The sequence below is a fragment of the Thalassospira tepidiphila MCCC 1A03514 genome (genome assembly GCF_001662875.1).
Taxonomy (GTDB): domain Bacteria; phylum Pseudomonadota; class Alphaproteobacteria; order Rhodospirillales; family Thalassospiraceae; genus Thalassospira; species Thalassospira tepidiphila.
In genome coordinates, this window is record NZ_JPVZ01000001.1 from 465,453 (window position 1) to 484,501 (window position 19,049).

The following is a 19,049-nucleotide window of genomic DNA, read 5'->3' on the forward strand; positions in this document are numbered from 1 at the left end:
AATAAATCAATCGGATTTATTAATTGACAGGATCGCCGGTTTGGTGTGTCGTAAGGCCATACAGATTGAAGACCCGCGACAAAAAATGTGCGTCACGATCTGTTGGAAAACAGCAAAATCAGGCCAAAATGGCCAAATATTCAGGTTCAGTCCTGGGAGGAAACAAATGAAGAAAGCACTTCTTGGCGCCGCCCTTGGTGCGCTTGCACTGGGTATGACTGCGGCTCCGAACGCCGCAAAAGCCGACGAAATCGGCGCCTGCCTGATCACCAAAACCGACATCAACCCGTTCTTCGTGAAAATGAAGGAAGGCGCGTCTGCCAAGGCCGAAGAACTTGGCATTAACCTGTCGACCTATGCCGGCAAGATTGATGGCGACCATGAAACACAGGTTCAGGCCATCGAATCGTGCATTGCATCGGGTGCCAAGGGCATCCTTCTGACCGCATCGGACACCAAGGCGATTGTTCCGGTTGTCAAAAAGGCCCGCGATGCTGGCTTGATCGTGATCGCACTCGACACGCCGCTTGAGCCGATTGATGCAGCCGATGCAACCTTTGCCACCGATAACTTCAAGGCTGGTGAACTGATTGGTCAGTGGGCGGCCGCCAAGCTTGGTGACAAGGCAGCAGACGCCAAGATCGCCCTGCTTGATCTCACGCCGAGTGCGCCGTCGGTTGATGTGCTGCGCGATCAGGGCTTCCTGAAAGGTTTCGGGATCGACATCAAGGACCCCAACAAGATCGGGGACGAGGATGACGACCGGATCGTTGGCCATGACGTGACCAACGGCAACGAAGAAGGCGGCCGTACTGCGATGGAAAACCTGATGCAGCGCGATTCCGACATCAATGTTGTTTACACCATCAACGAACCGGCCGCTGCCGGTGCCTATGAGGCACTGAAATCGTTTGGCATGGAAGACGGTGTTCTGATCGTCTCGGTCGATGGTGGTTGCCCGGGTGTTGCCAACGTCAAGGATGGCGTGATTGGTGCAACCTCGCAGCAATATCCGTTGCTGATGGCGTCCAAGGGGATCGAAGCGATCAAGGCATGGGCTGATAGCGGTGAAAAGCCGCAGAACAGCCAGGGCCTTAACTTCTATAACACGGGTGTGAACCTTGTGACCGATCAGCCGGTAGACGGTGTTCCGTCGATTGACGTTGCCGAGGGCATGGATCGCTGCTGGGGTTAATCCGGGGTTTATCCTGACCTGCTTCGAAGGAGGGCAGCATTATCCCCTGCCCTCCTTGTCCCACTTTGCTTTACACTTGGTATGTCATCCGAACCCGCCACAAGAGCCGGGCGGGAGACAGCGAACGGATCAGGGATGCCTGATCCTGTTTTCGACCAGGTCCGGAGGAAACGATGAGCGAGACACCCAAATCCTCGCGCCAGAAACAGGAATTCGAGCACGCGCTTGAGTCCAGCGACCGCAACGTCGCGCAATTCGAACATAAACACCGCAGTTTTTTCGGCAACGTGCAGCATTTTTTGCACGGCAACCCGACCATGGTGCCGGTGATTGTTCTGATATTTTCGATCATCATTTTCGGCTTTGTCGCCGGCAGTAAATTCTTTTCGCCCTTTAACCTGTCGCTGATCATGCAGCAGGTGTCGATCATCGGCATCCTGGCCGCGGCGCAAAGCCTTGTGATCCTGACCGCCGGTATCGATCTTTCGGTCGGTGCGATCATGGTTCTGATGTCGGTCATTATGGGCCAGCTTGCCGTCACCATCGGCATTCCAGCGCCGATTGCCATTATCATTGGCTGTATCGGCGGGATCTGTGCCGGGGGACTGAACGGGTTCCTGGTGACCCGGATCAAGTTGCCACCGTTTATCGTGACGCTCGGCACTTGGAATATATTCTTTGCGCTCAATCTTTGGCTTTCGGGCGCGCAGTCAATCCGAAGCCAGACACTTGATGAAATTGCCCCGCTTTTGAAATTCTTTGGCGAAAGCATCGCGCTTGGCGGGGCCCGGATCACCTATGGGTCGATCCTGATGCTGGTGATCTTTGCGGTGCTTTGGTACATCCTTAATCACACCAGTTGGGGGCGGCATGTTTATGCCATTGGCGATGACAAGGAAGCGGCCGAACTTTCGGGCATTCGCACCAACCGCACCCTGATTACGGTTTATTGCCTTGCCGGTTTGGTTTGCGCGATTGGCGCATGGGCATCAATCGGGCGCGTGGGATCGGTTTCACCGCAGAGTTTTCAGGAAGCCAACCTGCAATCGATTACGGCTGTTGTGATCGGCGGCATTTCGCTGTTTGGCGGGCGCGGATCGATCATTGGCCCGTTGATCGGGGCGTTGATCGTTGGCGTGTTTAATTCCGGCCTTCGCCTTGCGGGGGTGGATGTTCTTTGGCAGGTGTTTGCCATCGGCTGGCTGACCATTATTGCTGTCGCCATTGACCAGTGGATCAGAAAGGTGTCGTCATGAGCAACACTTCCCAATCTGTGCAACCTGTTCTTAAGGCACGCGGCATCGTCAAACGATATGGTCGTGTTACCGCCCTTAACTATGCCGATTTTGATCTTTATCCCGGCGAGGTTCTTGCCGTGATCGGCGATAACGGGGCGGGGAAATCATCCCTGATCAAGGCACTTTCAGGGGCTGTGACCATTGATGAAGGCAGTATCGAGCTTGATGGCAAACCGATCCAGTTCACATCCCCGATGGAGGCCCGCGAAGCCGGAATTGAGACGGTGTATCAGAACCTGGCACTTTCGCCGGCACTTTCGATTGCTGATAACATGTTCATGGGCCGCGAGCTTCGCAAGAAGGGCTTTATGGGCAAGTATTTCGGGGCGCTGGACCATAAGGAAATGCAGCGTCTGGCACGTGAAAAGCTGACCGATCTTGGCCTGATGACCATTCAGAACATCAATCAGGCGGTTGAAACCCTTTCGGGTGGGCAGCGCCAGGGGGTTGCGGTTGCCCGCGCAGCCGCATTCGGATCGCGTGTGGTGATCATGGATGAACCGACAGCAGCACTGGGCGTTAAGGAAAGCCGTCGCGTGCTGGATCTGATTGCCGATGTGAAGGCGCGCGGCATGCCGATTGTGCTTATTTCGCATAACATGCCGCATGTGTTCGAGGTCGCCGATCGCATTCATGTCCATCGGTTGGGCAAACGTCTTTGCACCATCAAACCCGATGATTACAGCATGTCAGACGCGGTTGCCTTCATGACGGGGGCCAAAGAGCCACCGGCAGAAGACGCCGCCTAACACAAAGCACCCCGGATATGAGAACCATAGTTTCATGACACCTGATCTCGACGCGTTGGCAGACGCCATTCGCGCCAAGCACGCCGACAAGGGCCGCATTCTTGTGGCCATTGTCGGTGCACCAGCCTCGGGCAAGTCAACCTTGTCCGACCGGCTTTATCACCATCTGGGGGGTGATAAAGCCGGGGCTGCTGTGGTGCCGATGGACGGGTTTCATTTTGACAATGGCATTCTGGAAGACCGCGGCCTTCTGGCCCGCAAGGGTGCGCCCGAGACATTTGATGTTGGTGGGCTCAAACGCACGTTGACGGCACTTCGCGACGCGCCAAACGAAGATGTTTACGTACCGCTGTTTGATCGGACACTCGAAATCTCGCGGGGTTCGGCCAGGATGATTGCGCCTGATCACAAGATCATTCTGGTCGAGGGCAATTACCTGCTTCTGGGTCAATCCCCGTGGAGCGAACTCCATGACCTGTTTGATTTATCGATCTATCTTGATGTGCCGGAAGACACGCTGCGTGCCCGATTGATCGCGCGTTGGCGCAGCTTTGGCTTTGATGACGCCACCGCCACCCACAAAGCCACCAGCAACGATCTTCCCAATGCGCAGACCGTGATACGCGGGACCGGGAAAGCCGATATTCGCGTGCGCCCGTCCTGATCGATCACCGGACATCTCTAAAAGAAAACGCCCCGCATTCCTGCAGGGCGGTTTGCTTTAGCGGAGATGCCTCGCCCAATGGGCCAAAGCATCAGAACATATGCTGACCGCCATTGATCGACAGGCAGGAGCCGGTGATGAAGCCCGAATTCGGGCCGCAGAGATAGAGGATCGCCTGGGCGATCTCATCGGCCTCGCCCAGTCGTCCAACCGGGATTTTGGAAATGATGCCTTCAAGGACCTTTTCCGGAACAGCCGCCACCATGTCGGTATTGATATAGCCCGGCGCAATGGTGTTGACCGTAATCCCCTTACGCGCGACTTCCTGCGCGAGTGCCTTGGTAAAGCCGTGCACGCCAGCCTTGGCGGCGGAATAGTTGGTCTGGCCCAACTGACCGGCCTGGCCGTTGATCGAGGAAATATTGACGACACGGCCAAAGCCGCGTGCACGCATGCCTTCAAGAACCGGTTTGGTCATGTAAAAGAGCGAGCTCAGGTTGGTGTCGATCACCGCGTTCCACTGCTCGGTCTCCATCTTGTGCATGAAACCGTCGCGGGTGATGCCGGCATTATTGATCAGAATATCAATCGGGCCGACTTCAGCTTCGACCTTGGCGATGCCAGCGGCACACGCATCTGCGTCGGCCACACTCCATTTATAGGTCGCAATGCCGGTTTCGCCGGTGAAGGCCTTGGCGGCCTCGTCATTGCCAGCATAGTTCGCCACAACGGTGTAGCCCGCGTCCTTGAGTGACAGACTGATTGCCCTGCCGATCCCGCGTGTTCCACCGGTTACCAGTGCTGTTTTTGTCATGGTCGCCTCCCTAAACTTCGTTCATCAAACGTGTCATCATCGCGAATTCCGTAGCTTGCCCTTCTACGACTTGCGTAACTTTAATCCATAAATTGCGTTATATACGTAACTTTATTACTTCTCCATCCTCGAATTCCACAAAAGCGCTTAGTCTTTCGTCGCACCGCAGCAAATTCTGCATCAATGCAAACGGGGCATCCCCATCAAGAGGACGCCCCGCATATGTTATTTTCCGGCAAAAGGTCGCTTAGCGTTCAACGCAAAGCGCAACCCCCATACCGCCACCAATGCAGAGCGTCGCCAGACCTTTTTTGGCATCGCGTTTCTGCATTTCGTGCAGCAGTGTCGTAAACACACGGGCGCCGGATGCGCCGATCGGATGGCCAAGCGCAATCGCACCGCCATTGACGTTGACCTTATCGGTATCCCAGCCCATGTCGCGGTTAACCGCAATCGCCTGGGCAGCAAAGGCTTCGTTGGCTTCAATCAGGTCAAGGTCGGCTGCCGACCAGCCTGCCTTTTCAAGCGCCTTTTTCGAAGCCGGGATCGGGCCGGACCCCATGATCGCCGGATCAACACCGGCCGTTGCCCAGCTTTTGATCGTCGCAAGCGGGGTCAGGCCACGCTTCGATGCCTCAGCCGCCGACATGACGACAAGGGCGGCCGCCCCATCATTGATGCCCGATGCGTTACCAGCCGTCACCGTGCCTTCCTTATCGAAGGCCGGGCGGAGTTTGGCCATACCGTCGATGGTGGCACCGTGACGCGGATATTCGTCAGCATCAAAGATGGTTTCACCCTTGCGATGCGAGATGGTTACGGGAGCAATTTCATCATTGAAGCGACCGGCTTTCTGGGCGGCCTCGGCCTTGTTCTGGGAGGCGGCGGCGAATTCATCCTGCTCTTCGCGCGAAATGCCCCATTTCTTGGCAATGTTTTCAGCCGTGTTGCCCATGTGATAGCCGTTGAACGCACACCACAGGCCGTCCTTGATCATGCTGTCGATAAATTTGACGTCGCCCATTTTGTGCCCGGCGCGCAGATGCGCGACATGGGTTGAAAGCGACATGTTTTCCTGACCACCGGCAACGACGATGTTGGCGTCCCCCGTCATGATCTGCTGTGCCGCCAAGGCAACGGTACGAAGCCCTGAACCGCAAACCTGGTTGATCAGAAACGCGGTTGTACGATCAGAGATGCCCGCACCGATGGCGGCCTGGCGTGCCGGGTTCTGACCCTGACCACCTGTCAGGACCTGACCAAGGATCACTTCGTCAACAGCATCGCCTTCGACACCTGCGCGTTCGAGTGCAGCCTTGATGGCAATAGCACCCAGATCATGCGCCGGTGTATTGGCCAGCGTGCCACTGAATGCGCCGATTGGTGTCCGTGCGGCACCCACAATTACGACGTCGGTCATGAGATCCTCCGATTAATCCTGATTACGTTTCCAAAGATCGGGCGAAGGTCGTTACGAGCCTTGCTCAGATCCTGCCTCAATCTTACCGCGCCGCAGCAAATTTCCAAGCGCTGATACCTACCACTTTCGGGTCAGTCGAATATATACAACTTGCAAGCGAGGAGCATCAAAGGACTCCCAGCAGGCGATACATAGAGTGTGTGCCTATAGCGGCGAGATCGCAAGCCCTGTGCGCAACTTTAAGGGCAATGTCACGATTAATTTCGACTTATAAGGCCCGGTCCCATCACTGGAGCCGGGCCTTACAGGCGGGTTAGCGGACGTCGTAGATCTCGGCGGTGTTGTCCTTGATCTGATAGACTTCGAACGGGGCATTCTTGACCCCGCCCATACCGGGCGAGCCCATCGGCATGCCTGGCAGGGTATATGCCTTGGCCTCAGGGCGTTCTGCCAAAATGCGGTCGATGGTTTCAAACGGGACATGACCGGAAATGGCGTAGCCTTCGATCATGGTCAGGTGGCAGCCCTGCATTTCTTCGGGAATTCCCATCATGCGCGACATCTGAACGACCTGATCGCTTTCGATCACTTCGACTTCATAGTCCCGCGCGACAAGATAATCGGCATAGATCGCACAGCAGCCGCAATTGGGATCCTTGTAGACTTTTGCCTGCAAGGGATTGGCGTGGCTGTGGTCGGAAAAACTCATCGTTGCCAGGCCAAGGGTCAGCATAAATGCAAAGAAACGTTTCATGGTTTTGATCCTGTCGTTTTTCGATTGCAGCTTTGGGGCGGTCAGGCGGTCCGGATGAAGCCGGACATGCCGCCGAATTTGTGTTCGAGAATGTGACAATGAAGCATCCAGTCGCCGGGATTGTCGGCAACAAAGGCGATTTCGGCCTGTTCTGCCGGGGCAAGAAGGACGGTATCCTGCCATTCCTGATAGCGGGTTGGTTGCCCGTCGCGCGAAAGCACCCGGAAGGCATGACCATGCAGGTGGATCGGGTGATACCAGGCCGTCGCGTTGGTGACGGTCACGACACAGCTTTCCCCACGGCCGAGTGAAAATAGCGGGCCAAGTTCATCCCGTTCGGGATCGCGGCCATTGACCATCCAGATGCCACCGCCGGTCATCATGCCCATCATCGATTGCGCCATGCCGCGCACTTCACCAAGGAAGCCGGCATCAATTTTGCCGGTTTCAACAAGATGACGCAGCACACCACCGCCCATCATGCCGCCGGTATAAAGCAGCTGTTCACGCCGGGCATTTTGCAGATCGGGTTCGGGCAACGGGTTATCGGGCAAGGTCATGCTGGTTTGCGCAACATCACCGCGCACCGGATTCCCCGCAACCCGCAGGCTTGCCAACGGGTTTTCAAGCCCGTCATAGAAACGGTCGATCAGAGAAAACTGGCCACTGGCATCGGGCGGGACATCAACAATAAAATCGGCCCGCATGCCCGGTGCGAACAAAAAGACTGGCAGGTCCGGCACATGCGGTGTGACCGGATGACCATCGAGGGCAATCAGATGCGGTGCCAAACCCGCAAAATCGATGGCAAAGACCCGCGCATTCGCGGTGTTGATCATGCGCACCCTGATCCGTTCGCCGGGGCGGACCGAAATATCGGGATTTGCCACACCATTGATGGTGACAAGCCCGCCCAGACGCCCGGCGTGGCCAACATCGTGCCCGGCGTTAAACACCGGATCGATTTCGCCATTTTCCCCAAGACGCCAGTCATCGATCAGCCAGACAAATTCCCGATCGACGCTGACCGGATCGGCTTCCTCGACGATCAGGGCACCATAGAGGCCACGGGCAAGCTGGGTCGGTGAATTGATATGCGGATGATACCAATAGGTGCCGGCATCCCGGGCGTTAAAGCGGTAATCGAATGTGTCGCCCGGTGCGACCGGCTTTTGGGTCAGGCCCGGCACCCCATCCATGGCATTGGGAACACGCACCCCGTGCCAGTGGATGCTGCTGGGCTCGGCAAGCTGGTTTTCAAAGCGGACATGGACGTCTTCGCCCTGTTTAACGCGCAAAAGCGAGCCCGGCACCGTGCCGTTAAACGCCCATACCGGCGTTGGCACAGCACCCCCGGGGATAAGGCGGGCAGTGGCGGGTGCGGCGGTCACTTGCTGAACGCCCCTGGTCTCGGCGGCGTGGGCCATGCCGCGCCCGATGCCCGGGATCATCCCGGGTAATGTGGTGGACAGGGCCGCGGCGGTGACGCCACCGGCACCCAGCGTTTGCAAGAAACGGCGCCGTGACGGGCGCAAAGTGGAAAGGTTCTTCATGAGGATGACTTTCCTGACAGATGACAGTTTCCCGGCATTGCACATGCCGGAATGGTTGGCGTGCAGCACCTTCGCGAAGGCACGCGCACTTGGCCGGTCTTTGGGGCACTACTGCTAAAGACCGGGTCGGGTCAGGAAAGAAGGCGCGGCGGGGCGATTTCCGGGCGTCGCGTGATGCCAGCAGCGCGATGGGCCACGGGCAGGATATGAAGCTGCTTGACCGAAAAGAGGTTTTCCAGCGGATCCTTGCGGGCAATCACGGCCGGGACAGCGCAGATGATATCGCAGGCATCGGCCACCTGTGGCGACGCCGCGCAATCATCGCAATCAGCCATCATCTGATCCATGGTTACATGAGAAATGCCTGCCCCTGCCATCGGCATTGCCGAGGCCGAGGCCGAGACAGATATATGTGTCATGCCCGCGACCGAGGCGCTCAGCAAACACAGTGTCATGAAGATATGGAGCAGCTTGTTCATAAGCCGAAAACTATCGCGATCCGGTTGGCGCGTCCATGATCTTGATCATATCGACCAAAGACATTCACGTTACGGCTAGATCGCTGGTCCGAATTCATCCTTCAGCGTTTCGGTGATGATATAGGTGCGGTACCAGACGATGTTGTCGTCGGCATCAAACAGCGTTTCGCAAAGGGCGGTATATTCCGCCATGTCACGCATCTGCAAAATCATCACCCCGGTAACTTCGCCGGTAACAACATGGCATTGGCGTACGGCATCAAGTTTGCGGACCTTGCGAATAAAATCCTGCCGGAACTGATTGCCGTGACGATGAAATTCAAGATTGATCACAGCCCCCAGCGGACGTCCGACCTGGGCCGGATCAATCACCGCGACGGTTTTGCGGATCACACCTGATTGGCGCAGCTTGGCCACACGCCGTAAACAGGCCGACGGCGACAAGCCGATCCGATCAGCCAATTCGGCATTGGGGATATCGGCGTTTTCCTGCAACTGGCGCAGGATTTTGGTATCGATCTGATCCAGTTCGGGCATATCACGCAACTCCACCGCGCCAATCAGCTTAATAACGCTTCCATATTGCACTAACATGCGCAAATACGCTGCACAAAAATCAGAAACCCGTGGCATGATCGCGGCCTTGAACGACCTTACATGCGCCTACCACCACCATTAAAACCCTCAACACCTAACCGGGTTGCCGCCCCATGCATCGTTATGCCTTTGATCTGATCAACCGCAGCCAGAAACTGTTCATCACCCTGATCAAGGTGATGTTGCCCGTGATGGTAATTGTCCGCATTGCCGAGGAGTTCGGGGCAGTTGAACTGGTATCCAATTGGCTGGCACCGGTGATGGCGCTGATCGGCCTGCCGCCGGAGGCCGGGCTGATCTGGGCGACCTGCGTTTTGGTCAGCATGTATGGTGCGGTCGGTGCCTTTGTCGGGCTGGCAGCGCACCTTGATATGACCGCCGCACAGCTTAGTGCGCTGTGTGCGATGATGCTGTTTGCCCATGGCCTGCCGGTCGAACAGGTGATTGTCAAACGGGCCGGGGCAAGTTTTTGGGCGACCACCGCCCTTCGCGTCGGTGCCGCGATCGGATATGCCGCGCTGGTGACCTGGGTGAGTGATATCACCGGATGGCTTTCCGAGCCGGTTGATTTTTCCTGGATGGCGGGGAGTGAAACCACGACTGCCGCCAGTGGACTGGCCGGTTGGATCGACTGGTCGATCCAGATGTTCAAATCGCTTCTGGTGACCTTTGGCGTGATTGTCGGATTGCTGATCCTGCTTGATCTGCTCGAGAAAACCGGGGTCACGGCGCGCATCACACAGGCGATGATGCCGGTCCTGCGTATATCGGGCATTTCACGCGACGTAGCACCGGTAACCACCATTGGTGTGCTACTTGGCATTACCTATGGCGGGGCGCTGATCATTGATGAGGCGCGCAAGAACAACTATCCGCCAAGGACGCTTTTCCTATCACTCAGCTGGTTGTCGCTGTCGCATTCCCTGATCGAGGATACGGCGATCATGCTGGCGCTTGGGGCCGATATCTGGGTGGTTCTGGTCGGGCGGGTGATCCTGACCCTGATCATCATCGCCCTTCTGGCGCGCCTGACCCTGCGCTGGGCGCCGGAGCGCGCCCAACTTGCCACGGAGAGCTCAGTTAAATGAGTTCTACAGAACTTAGATTTCAGGGCGCATAAAGACGAAGCACCACCCAACTTGTTGCTACCAAGGGACAAACCCAAATCGATTTGTCGCGAAGTTAGTACCCAGGGTATTTATTGGGTTATGGCATCAATAACGTGCTCTATAATCTGCTGCTGGGTCTTTTCAGGCATGTATGCGTGCATCGGCAAGCTGAGTACTTGGCTAGCGAGTTTTTCTGACACGGTTACGCCGCTAGAGACTACAGGGTAATGCATGTATGCGTTTTGCTGATTCAGTGGTTTTGGGTAGTAAACAGCAGTAGGAACCCCTACCTCTTTAAGCTTGGACTGAACCTCGTCTCTTCGCTCTAATTTGATGGTATATTGCGCCCAATTTGAAATTGCACCTTCTATCAAAGAAGGCGTTTCAGCAAATTCTTCAAGACTTTTACTGTATCTTTTCGCTATTTCGTTCCGCGAACTCAGCTCATCTTCGAATACTTTGAGTTTCTCAAGAAGAATAGCAGCTTGGATCGTATCAAGGCGGCTGTTTAAACCGATATTAACATTATCGTACTTTTCACCCCCCTTACCATGCTGCATTAATGATCTGATAAGTGTAGCCTTGCCATCCAAGTCTGTTAATATCGCACCACCATCGCCGTAGCACCCCAACGGTTTGGCCGGGAAGAAACTCAACGTAGTGTAATCGGCCAAAGTACCTACCCTTTTGCCGTATAACGATGCGCCGAATGCTTGCGCTGCGTCAGCAACTAGTATCAGACCATGTTCTTCTGAAACGTCTTTTATTGAGTTGTAGTTAGCCGGTTGACCAAACAAATCAACAGCGACCACCATCTTAGGTTTTAGGCCAGCCAATTTTGAGTCAGCAATTCCCTGTTTCAGGCTCTCCACTGACAAGTTGAACGTGATAGGGTCAACATCTATCAGATATGGAGTTGCACCGAGAACGCTGAATGCTTCAGCAGTAGCGACAAATGTAAATGCTGGAACAAATACAGCATCTCCGGCGCCCAAGCCCTCGGCCATACCGACTAAAGTGAGCGCATCAGTGCCATTACCACATGTCAAGGAGTGAACTGCACCGGTAAAAAGGGAAAGAGCTTCTTCGAACTCTTGAACCTCCTTTCCCTGAATGAAATCTCCACGTTCTAGCACACGCTTAATAGCTTCATCTAGAAGCGGCCCCAAAGCTTTTCTTTGGGCCTGCAAATCAATAAAAGGAATACTCATTCTGGTTTGCCGCCTACAAATTCCAGCGTCCCACAATCGTTTAACTGATACTGAGAGCCATCATGTGGGCATACGAGGTCTTTATCTAGCTTCATACCGGCACGACTAACCCAACCAACACGTTTGGCTGGAACTCCAACCATCAGCGCATAGTCAGGTACGTCCGTTGCTACAACGGATCCTGCAGCGACGAAACAATACTCACCTAAAGTATGACCGCATACGATTGTAGCATTTGCGCCGATGCTCGCACCTCGCTTGACTAAGGTCGAGCGAAACTCATCCTTGCGCTCGATATTAGCCCTTGGATTATTCACATTTGTAAATACACATGAAGGACCACAAAAAACGTCGTCCTCCAGCGTCACGCCCTTATAGACACTAACATTGTTCTGGATTTTAACCTGATTACCGATGGTTACATCCGGGCCAACAACAACATTCTGACCTAAAACGCAGTTTTCACCAATTACCGTATTCTGCAAAACGTGCGAGAAATGCCAGATTTTGGTTCCCTTGCCAATTCTAACAGGCATGTCCACATAGGCACTTTCATGAACTGTCACCGAGGCAAAATTTGGGGCACGAGATCGAGAATCTTCCATACGTTAGTTTCGCTCTATAACAAAGGAATGCATATCGCCTTTTTGCGGTTCCAAAGCTTTGCTGCGAATTGACGATACCAACTCAATTGATGGACGCACCTGATCTATACCAAACCCACCGCCGTTAAGAATATCTTGGTAACTCCGCGTATGCAGGTCTGTAAACCCACCAGAGAACTCAACTTCATCACCATCGACGGTGATTGATCGATAGGTCGTTTGACCATCTGGGGTTTGGGTTGGAAGGTCATTTCGATCGACTGAGAGGAACCAGCGGACACGCGCACGTTTGAATTCTAGATATCCTGCTGCATGGCTCGGCTCACGAACATGCACATTATTACACTGCAACTCACCGAACACAAATGAAAGCATATCGTAAAAATGCACCCCAATATTCGTAGCAATTCCGCCTGATTTCGCTTCATTTCCTTTCCATGACACATAGTACCAAGCACCGCGCGATGTAATGTAGGTCAGGTCGACTTCAAATATCTTATCGATTGGAGCCGCATCAATGCGTTGTTTTAGAGCCATAATCGCGGGATGGAGTCGGAGCTGCAAAATTGTGTAAAGCGTCCTGCCGGTATGCTGCTCCATCTCTTGCAAGCCATCAAGGTTCCATGGATTCAGCACCAACGGCTTTTCACATATTACATCTGCCCCGGATCTCAAACCGAAGCGTGAGTGCGCATCGTGCAAATAGTTCGGCGAACAAACACACATGTAGTCCACACCGTTTCCTGAACGGGATAGGACATCAATATGACGGTCAAAGCGCTCAAACTCCGTAAAAAAACTTGCGTCTGGAAAATAACTGTCCATAGCCCCAACGCTGTCTGCAGGATCAAAAGCCGCAACCAGCTCACCCTGAACTTCCTTTATCGCCCTCATGTGCCGTGGCGCGATATATCCGGCAGCTCCGATTAACGCGAATTTATTCATATCGAGAAAGTCCCAGAATCTTTATGAAATAGTGATGAGATATGCTACTTTTGTAGTATCTATTTTACGTTGCCTTAAATGAAAGAACGGCCTGAAGAACACTATCTGTGTCCTTAGCCCTAGCTAGCCAAGAATGGCTTTGAACAACTACTCTCCGCGCATTTTCAGACCATTTCAGGCGCTGATCTTCTGACTCGACGAGCTTCGACACGGCATTTGCCAAAACCTCCGGCTGCCCTGGCTCGATAACTATGCCGCAATTCTCTTCACGTATGAGTTCTGCTTGAAACGGCTGATTGGTAGCAATTACTGGAACGCCGGACGACAAACTTTCGAACAACTTGAGGGGGGCCAACCCTGTGACTGCCCGTCCCTCCAAGTTTTCGGGGCAGACTAAAGCCCCTGTCGCGCGCGCAACAATTGTAGCTAATGTCTGATAAGGCACCCGGCCATAATAGTGCACGTGGTCTAGACGTTCTGCTGCCATTTCGACAAATTCACGATCTTCGCCATCACCCGCAAAAACCACATGCATCCCAGCTGGCCAAGCAGGTTCTTCGATTGCTTCTAGGATAGTTCGAATACCCTGCCAACGAGCCATGGTGCCAAAAAAAATCAAAAACCTTCTAGGCAATATTTCTGTTAAACCGTTCACTTCTTTGGCAGCCTCAGGAGAAAACACATCTGTATTTGCGCCGTTTGGGATTAACGAGACAAACTTCTCTTCTCCGCAGATTTTCTTGGAAAGACTTACCAGACCGGGCGTAACAGCCACCACAGCATCCGACCAATTGAGTTGACTCTTCATCAACCAAGAGAAGAATGCCTTGAATCTTCTTGTATGTGGCCAGGCGATAAACAAATCATCTATTGGGCCGTTGACTTCTACAACGGTTGGAACACCGCCTATTTTAGCCCAAAGCGCCAATGGCCAAGCCGCGAAATGCCAGCGCATGTAATAAATGTCTGGCTGCCTCCTGAAAATAATAAGCGTTAAACTACGAGCAATCCCCGCCACCCGAGACAAAGCCCCGGGCAACCTACTCTGCTCATAATCAGGACAAAACAGATCAACCTGCCACCCTATATCCCTAAGATGGCGAACAATTTCGTGAACATGCGTATAGGACGCATGGCCCTCTCTGTTAGGCTCAGGACTGAGATAAGCCAGACGATATTTTTTGGTAGCCACCTGCGTCATAGCCCCAATTTTTCCGCTATATCCTTAATTATAATGCGAATATTCTTATCCGTGCGGTAGCAACTGTGGGGAACAGGGTCTGCCGCCATGACAGTATCAAACTCTCCCTGGCTTAGATTAAGCTTTTTAAGGACGTAGGCTTGATCTCTGCGAAGTTCATCTTCTTGGTACAAAGGTTTTTCGAGCTCCAACAGCGCTTGCGCTCGTGTGAGCTCACCATTTCTAACTAAAGCTGACAGATGGACTTTTCGTTTATCAATATTAAATTTGACCGGTAAAATGTACGCTTGGTAGAATTTCGTAAATATCGATTCGTAGTGTTTTCCTCCATAATATGTCCATCCAGTTTCCTCACTCAAAACTTTCATAGCAGCATCTTTGCGAAAATTAACTAGATTAAGAATTTCGACAAACTCGAACCCCATGTGGAATTTTCGCCGAATTGTACTCTTTAATAAACCCATACGAGGAAATGACGTTAGCTTAATTTCGCCAAATTTTCTGTGGATGTCTTCAATATTCGTAAGGTCATTCTTGTTCCACACCCAAGTTCTAGGCATACCGTGTTCTGTGGCAATATTGGTGCCCGAAAGAACATACCGAACGTTATGACGCTTAGCTAAATCAAACATTGACGCCATAATTGCGTGGTCGGAGAGCATCTCTATGTCGACGACACCGGCACGGATAAAACTCCGTTGTAAATCCCTGAATTCAGGCCAATTAATTACGTAGGTTTCGAGGTCAAATCCGAAAGCATCGACTAGGGTCTTAATATTCTTCACAGCAACTTCGGAATTCCATCCATTGTCGAAATGCACCGCCAAGACTCTCAAACCAAGTTTATGAGCGAGCAATGCAACGTAAGATGAGTCTACCCCGCCAGACATACCTACAACTGCATCGTATTTCCGATCAGCTGAGTAGCTGCGAATTCTATCCACCAGTTGACCGATCTTCTGCCGAGTTTCGTCTGGTGTTAGTTTAACCTGTGCCAGGCTCAACTCTGCCTGTTTGCAATGGTTACATACCCCAAACTGATCAAACGAAATTTCGGGATCTGAGGTGTCCATTACACATTTCGAACAAATTTGGCTGTCTAAAGTGCGATCATTCATTACGGTAAGACATTCTCAAGTTCACTACGGTTCGGATACGATATCAGCACGGCACGATGAGGGCCGTGATAAATGAAGAAGCTTCCGGCAGCCACGGCAGATGCGCCAGCTTTCGTTGCTTTTTCAAAATCTGCGATATCTCTAGCACCACCGCAAGCCACTATCGGAATGTCTACACAACTTGCAACCTCATTAATCAGCTGCAAATCATATCCCGATAGAGTTCCATCTTGATCAATTGCATTCAGAAGTATTTCCCCTGCTCCGCGCATAACCATTTCCTGTGCGAAGTCCTTCGGCTTTTGCCCGGTCTTCCGCGTGCCACCATGGGTCATCGCATGATATTGCCTCGTAATCCCTTGCTTTTTTACATCGATTGAAACGACAACACTTTGCGACCCGAAGCGCTTAGCCAAAATACTGACCAAGCCAGGATCATCGGCAAGAATACTGTTGAGAACGACTTTCTCCACTCCCAGGGCAAGCAACTCACCAGCCTGCCTCTCGGTTGTTATACCTCCTCCATATGCAACCGGCATAAATGCCTCGCTTACGATCTCACCAATGGCATTAAAGTCAGGAGCTCTTCCTTGCTTGCTTGCCGATATATCAAGCACCATTAATTCATCGACTTCTTTACTGTTAAATATCCGGACAGCGTTAATCGGATCACCCACGTAAGATGGTCTCTTGTAGCCCGTTGTCTTAACAAGTCCTCCATCAGCGATCAGGAGGCAAGGAATCACTCTAGTTTTCATCCTGCTTCAAGCCCTGAAAACCTCTCAAAAAGCTTCATGCCGAAACGATGGCTTTTTTCCGGGTGGAACTGTGCGCCAAATATGTTTCCTCGTTCCACAACCGCTGTTATGTCGGAGCCGTGCCACACAGTCCCTATCACATCTTCAGCCTTATGACAGACGACATGATAAGAATGCACAAAATAGAATCTGTTTTGATCTGCCGTGTCATCAAACAGACGACCACCTCGAACGAGTTTCAACTCGCTCCACCCCATATGAGGAACCCGCAGTTTTTGAGCATTATCTTGAAGGTCAAAACGCTTTGCCCTGCCATGAATCCACCCCAAGCCAGCAAGGTCGCCTTCATCGCTACCATCACACAACAATTGCATTCCGAGGCAGATACCAAGAACAGGCACTTTGCGATCCAGAACAGCTTCATTTAGTGCCTCTGTGAAGCAAAGCTCGTTTAGGCTTCGCATACCGTGATCGAATGCTCCCACACCCGGCAGGATAATCTTTTCGGCAGTTTTTATCTGTTTCCAGTCGGTCGCTATCTCTGCCTTGATCCCGAGATAGTTTAGCATATTGGTTATAGAACCAATATTTCCTGCCCCCCAGTTCACTACGGTAATCATCTCTATACCCGAACTTTAAATCGTTTCATCCACAGCCCAAAGCAAATCATTCTCCACAGCCTAGAATTGTATGGAAGATCACCATCAATCATCGCCGAGCCAATGTTGAACGCTTCTTCTTTCAGTATCCCCTGAGAGTTTTCTACGGCATCTTTGAGCATCCTTTTGAAATCGGCAGGACTGTCCTTACACACCCAAATTTCCTCCGGCGTTACAAACCCCATCTTATCTTTTCGGTTTCGAACCTTTTCCGGCAGCAACTGCTTCATTGCGGAGCGCAGAATTCTCTTAGATACCCCACCATCAAACTTATATTCATCCGGCATGCTGAGCACTAACTCAATAAGACGATAATCCATAAACGGTGCCCGACTTTCTATGGAATGCGCCATAGAGTCCCGATCCACCCACTTTAACTGCATCGGCAAGCTGGTCGCAGTTAACTGAGCGCGAGACAAACCTGAGAGATTTGGTTCCTGTCGCTTTTGAAGGCTCTGCATCGGATCGACAGGCATAATTCCCAATAACTCGGTGTTGATCCACGAAGGGCAAGACACTGAGCGCCCGCTTAATTTTCTAGCAAATTGCCGTAACCAATTAGGAGCCAGGTTATCAAGTATCTCGACAAGTAGAAAAAGAAGAGCTTTGTTCTGATATTTTCTTTGCGCTGAAAACTCTTTCAAGAACTGCCCAAATTTTCCTCTGGTGAGAAGGGAGGATAGGAAAAAACCAACATTACTCTTATATCCTGCAAGGGTTTCGTCAGCACCATGACCGTCAAGCACGACCTTTATCCCCGCCTCTTTTGATTCCTTGAAGACTCTCCACTCTGCGTAGACACTGGTCGATCCGAAAGGCTCATCATGGTGCCAGATAAGCATGTCCAAATCACGCCGCAAGCCATCATTATCAGGATAAATCATATGTTGAACGGTTGATGTTTTTGATGAGACAGAATCAATAAAATCGCCTTCATCAAATCGTTTGTCGACAGCTCTGGCTGAGAACGTGTGCATTGTTTTAGCGTCGCTTTCTCGATTAAGCACATCCGCCACACAAACGATAGATGAGGAATCTAGCCCCCCTGACAAGGCAGCACCAACTTCAACATCTGCATTTAGCCGAAGTTTTACAGCATTAACGAAGACGTTTCTAAAATTCACAACCGAGTCTTTATAAGGCTGCCTCCAACACTTTTGAGGTAACTCATACCACTGCTTTATTGGTAACGCGGAAGCTATTTCATCAATATTGCATTGAACGTAATGGCCGGCAGGCAATTGCCAAACACCTTCAAACAAGGTTTTTGAAGTATGGTCGGTTAAACCCCAGTTCAAATAATCGAATGCAGCCTTGCGTTCCAACTTGGGAGCCCAATTGGATAGAAAGGTAAATTGTTTTATTTCAGAAGCTAGAGCCAGAGACTGAGCATCCGGACGCCACCAGTACAGAGGCTTGACCCCATATCGGTCACGAGCAGCGAAGATGGTTTCGGAAATCGAGTCAAATATAACAAACGAAAACATGCCGTTAAGATGACGTAGGCAATCATTCCCCCATTCAGCGTAGGCGCAGATTAGGACTTCGGTATCAGAGTCCGAAGTGAATCCGTAACCTTTAACCTCCAACTCTGCTCGAAGTTCCTTGAAGTTATATATCTCGCCATTGAATGTGATCCAGTATCGTCTTTGAGATCCAAAACTCATTGGTTGACTCGCGGCACTGGACACATCAGTAATCGCCAACCGCCTGTGTCCTAGAGCGACTCTTGTTCTCTCTGACTTCAGTTGAAGTGCCTCTTTGCGAGTGCAAGTAAGTTTCTGTCGGCCATCTTGACTGAAAAAAGCATAACCTTGACCGTCGGGCCCCCGATGAACGATCGCATCGCACATTTTCACCAAGTCATGTGCTTGGCTTCTTGCAGTTTGTGAAATAAGCGCAGCAATTCCACACATCTTC

Annotated in this window: 19 protein-coding genes; 5 read left to right on the forward strand and 14 right to left on the reverse strand. The window is 52.1% G+C overall.

Annotated elements, in window-relative coordinates; translation table 11 throughout:
• Positions 1 to 166 precede the first annotated feature (166 nt).
• The 4 genes from TH4_RS02065 (at position 167) to TH4_RS02080 (ending at position 3,906) form a co-directional block, all read left to right on the forward strand.
• A complete protein-coding gene (locus TH4_RS02065; protein ID WP_063088695.1) occupies positions 167 to 1,195 on the forward strand; it encodes a sugar ABC transporter substrate-binding protein in 1,029 nt (342 codons plus the stop codon).
• A gap of 173 nt (positions 1,196 to 1,368) precedes the next feature.
• A complete protein-coding gene (locus tag TH4_RS02070) occupies positions 1,369 to 2,451 on the forward strand; it encodes an ABC transporter permease (protein WP_064779721.1) in 1,083 nt (360 codons plus the stop codon).
• Positions 2,448 to 3,242 carry an ATP-binding cassette domain-containing protein gene (locus tag TH4_RS02075; protein ID WP_064779722.1) on the forward strand — a complete coding sequence of 265 codons (795 nt, stop codon included), beginning with the start codon at positions 2,448 to 2,450 and terminating at the stop codon, positions 3,240 to 3,242. Before TH4_RS02070 ends, TH4_RS02075 begins: the two co-directional genes overlap by 4 nt.
• A 34-nt stretch (positions 3,243 to 3,276) precedes the next feature.
• Positions 3,277 to 3,906 carry a nucleoside triphosphate hydrolase gene (locus tag TH4_RS02080; RefSeq protein ID WP_064779723.1) on the forward strand — a complete coding sequence of 210 codons (630 nt, stop codon included), beginning with the start codon at positions 3,277 to 3,279 and terminating at the stop codon, positions 3,904 to 3,906.
• Positions 3,907 to 3,997: 91 nt separating this feature from the next.
• Here TH4_RS02080 and phbB read toward each other — a convergent pair whose 3' ends face one another.
• The 6 genes from phbB to TH4_RS02110 all read right to left on the reverse strand — a co-directional run bounded on the left by phbB (position 3,998) and on the right by TH4_RS02110 (position 9,463).
• Positions 3,998 to 4,720: an acetoacetyl-CoA reductase gene (gene phbB / locus TH4_RS02085; RefSeq protein WP_064779724.1), complete on the reverse strand. Its 723-nt coding sequence runs from the start codon at positions 4,718 to 4,720 to the stop codon at positions 3,998 to 4,000.
• 247 nt (positions 4,721 to 4,967) lie between these two features.
• A complete protein-coding gene (locus TH4_RS02090) occupies positions 4,968 to 6,140 on the reverse strand; it encodes an acetyl-CoA C-acetyltransferase (RefSeq protein WP_064779725.1) in 1,173 nt (390 codons plus the stop codon).
• 313 nt (positions 6,141 to 6,453) lie between these two features.
• Entirely contained in the window at positions 6,454 to 6,894 is a 441-nt protein-coding gene (locus TH4_RS02095; protein ID WP_064779726.1) for a DUF411 domain-containing protein, read from the reverse strand.
• A 41-nt stretch (positions 6,895 to 6,935) separates the two neighbouring features.
• Positions 6,936 to 8,447: a multicopper oxidase family protein gene (locus tag TH4_RS02100; RefSeq protein ID WP_064779727.1), complete on the reverse strand. Its 1,512-nt coding sequence runs from the start codon at positions 8,445 to 8,447 to the stop codon at positions 6,936 to 6,938.
• A gap of 131 nt (positions 8,448 to 8,578) precedes the next feature.
• Positions 8,579 to 8,926: a hypothetical protein gene (locus TH4_RS02105; RefSeq protein WP_064779728.1), complete on the reverse strand. Its 348-nt coding sequence runs from the start codon at positions 8,924 to 8,926 to the stop codon at positions 8,579 to 8,581.
• 75 nt (positions 8,927 to 9,001) lie between these two features.
• A complete protein-coding gene (locus TH4_RS02110; RefSeq protein WP_064780005.1) occupies positions 9,002 to 9,463 on the reverse strand; it encodes an Lrp/AsnC family transcriptional regulator in 462 nt (153 codons plus the stop codon).
• 173 nt (positions 9,464 to 9,636) lie between these two features.
• On the opposite strand from TH4_RS02110, the gene TH4_RS02115 reads away from it, so the two are divergent.
• Entirely contained in the window at positions 9,637 to 10,611 is a 975-nt protein-coding gene (locus tag TH4_RS02115; protein WP_064779729.1) for a nucleoside recognition domain-containing protein, read from the forward strand.
• A 110-nt stretch (positions 10,612 to 10,721) separates the two neighbouring features.
• On the opposite strand, the gene TH4_RS02120 is transcribed toward TH4_RS02115, so the two are convergent.
• From TH4_RS02120 to asnB, 8 genes are all read right to left on the reverse strand, one after another.
• Complete coding sequence (locus TH4_RS02120) at positions 10,722 to 11,843, reverse strand: DegT/DnrJ/EryC1/StrS family aminotransferase (RefSeq protein WP_064779730.1); 1,122 nt, start codon at positions 11,841 to 11,843, stop codon at positions 10,722 to 10,724.
• Positions 11,840 to 12,448: an acyltransferase gene (locus tag TH4_RS02125; protein WP_064779731.1), complete on the reverse strand. Its 609-nt coding sequence runs from the start codon at positions 12,446 to 12,448 to the stop codon at positions 11,840 to 11,842. Before TH4_RS02125 ends, TH4_RS02120 begins: the two co-directional genes overlap by 4 nt.
• Before the next feature lie 3 nt (positions 12,449 to 12,451).
• A complete protein-coding gene (locus TH4_RS02130; protein ID WP_064779732.1) occupies positions 12,452 to 13,393 on the reverse strand; it encodes a Gfo/Idh/MocA family oxidoreductase in 942 nt (313 codons plus the stop codon).
• A gap of 64 nt (positions 13,394 to 13,457) precedes the next feature.
• Entirely contained in the window at positions 13,458 to 14,594 is a 1,137-nt protein-coding gene (locus tag TH4_RS02135; protein ID WP_064779733.1) for a glycosyltransferase family 4 protein, read from the reverse strand.
• Positions 14,591 to 15,712, reverse strand: coding sequence for an N-acetyl sugar amidotransferase (locus TH4_RS02140; protein ID WP_064779734.1), 1,122 nt, complete (start codon positions 15,710 to 15,712; stop codon positions 14,591 to 14,593). Before TH4_RS02140 ends, TH4_RS02135 begins: the two co-directional genes overlap by 4 nt.
• Positions 15,712 to 16,470, reverse strand: a complete 759-nt coding sequence (locus TH4_RS02145) for an AglZ/HisF2 family acetamidino modification protein (protein WP_064779735.1) — start codon at positions 16,468 to 16,470, stop codon at positions 15,712 to 15,714. The genes TH4_RS02140 and TH4_RS02145 overlap by 1 nt, the downstream gene beginning before the upstream one ends.
• On the reverse strand, positions 16,467 to 17,090 hold the full coding sequence (gene hisH / locus TH4_RS02150; RefSeq protein ID WP_064779736.1) for an imidazole glycerol phosphate synthase subunit HisH: 624 nt from the start codon (positions 17,088 to 17,090) through the stop codon (positions 16,467 to 16,469). Before hisH ends, TH4_RS02145 begins: the two co-directional genes overlap by 4 nt.
• A gap of 2 nt (positions 17,091 to 17,092) precedes the next feature.
• Positions 17,093 to 19,045, reverse strand: a complete 1,953-nt coding sequence (asnB, locus tag TH4_RS02155; protein WP_064779737.1) for an asparagine synthase (glutamine-hydrolyzing) — start codon at positions 19,043 to 19,045, stop codon at positions 17,093 to 17,095.
• Positions 19,046 to 19,049: the final 4 nt, after the last annotated feature.

Coding starts and splice junctions, on each gene's coding strand:
- TH4_RS02100 (WP_064779727.1), bottom strand. CDS start 8,447: ATGAAGAACCTTTCCACTTTGCGCCCGTCACGGCGCCGTTTCTTGCAA.
- TH4_RS02105 (WP_064779728.1), bottom strand. CDS start 8,926: ATGAACAAGCTGCTCCATATCTTCATGACACTGTGTTTGCTGAGCGCC.
- TH4_RS02125 (WP_064779731.1), bottom strand. CDS start 12,448: ATGGAAGATTCTCGATCTCGTGCCCCAAATTTTGCCTCGGTGACAGTT.
- TH4_RS02110 (WP_064780005.1), bottom strand. CDS start 9,463: ATGCCCGAACTGGATCAGATCGATACCAAAATCCTGCGCCAGTTGCAG.
- TH4_RS02070 (WP_064779721.1), top strand. CDS start 1,369: ATGAGCGAGACACCCAAATCCTCGCGCCAGAAACAGGAATTCGAGCAC.
- phbB (WP_064779724.1), bottom strand. CDS start 4,720: ATGACAAAAACAGCACTGGTAACCGGTGGAACACGCGGGATCGGCAGG.
- asnB (WP_064779737.1), bottom strand. CDS start 19,045: ATGTGTGGAATTGCTGCGCTTATTTCACAAACTGCAAGAAGCCAAGCA.
- TH4_RS02090 (WP_064779725.1), bottom strand. CDS start 6,140: ATGACCGACGTCGTAATTGTGGGTGCCGCACGGACACCAATCGGCGCA.
- TH4_RS02115 (WP_064779729.1), top strand. CDS start 9,637: ATGCATCGTTATGCCTTTGATCTGATCAACCGCAGCCAGAAACTGTTC.
- TH4_RS02130 (WP_064779732.1), bottom strand. CDS start 13,393: ATGAATAAATTCGCGTTAATCGGAGCTGCCGGATATATCGCGCCACGG.
- TH4_RS02080 (WP_064779723.1), top strand. CDS start 3,277: ATGACACCTGATCTCGACGCGTTGGCAGACGCCATTCGCGCCAAGCAC.
- TH4_RS02075 (WP_064779722.1), top strand. CDS start 2,448: ATGAGCAACACTTCCCAATCTGTGCAACCTGTTCTTAAGGCACGCGGC.
- hisH (WP_064779736.1), bottom strand. CDS start 17,090: ATGATTACCGTAGTGAACTGGGGGGCAGGAAATATTGGTTCTATAACC.
- TH4_RS02140 (WP_064779734.1), bottom strand. CDS start 15,712: ATGAATGATCGCACTTTAGACAGCCAAATTTGTTCGAAATGTGTAATG.
- TH4_RS02145 (WP_064779735.1), bottom strand. CDS start 16,470: ATGAAAACTAGAGTGATTCCTTGCCTCCTGATCGCTGATGGAGGACTT.
- TH4_RS02095 (WP_064779726.1), bottom strand. CDS start 6,894: ATGAAACGTTTCTTTGCATTTATGCTGACCCTTGGCCTGGCAACGATG.
- TH4_RS02120 (WP_064779730.1), bottom strand. CDS start 11,843: ATGAGTATTCCTTTTATTGATTTGCAGGCCCAAAGAAAAGCTTTGGGG.
- TH4_RS02135 (WP_064779733.1), bottom strand. CDS start 14,594: ATGACGCAGGTGGCTACCAAAAAATATCGTCTGGCTTATCTCAGTCCT.
- TH4_RS02065 (WP_063088695.1), top strand. CDS start 167: ATGAAGAAAGCACTTCTTGGCGCCGCCCTTGGTGCGCTTGCACTGGGT.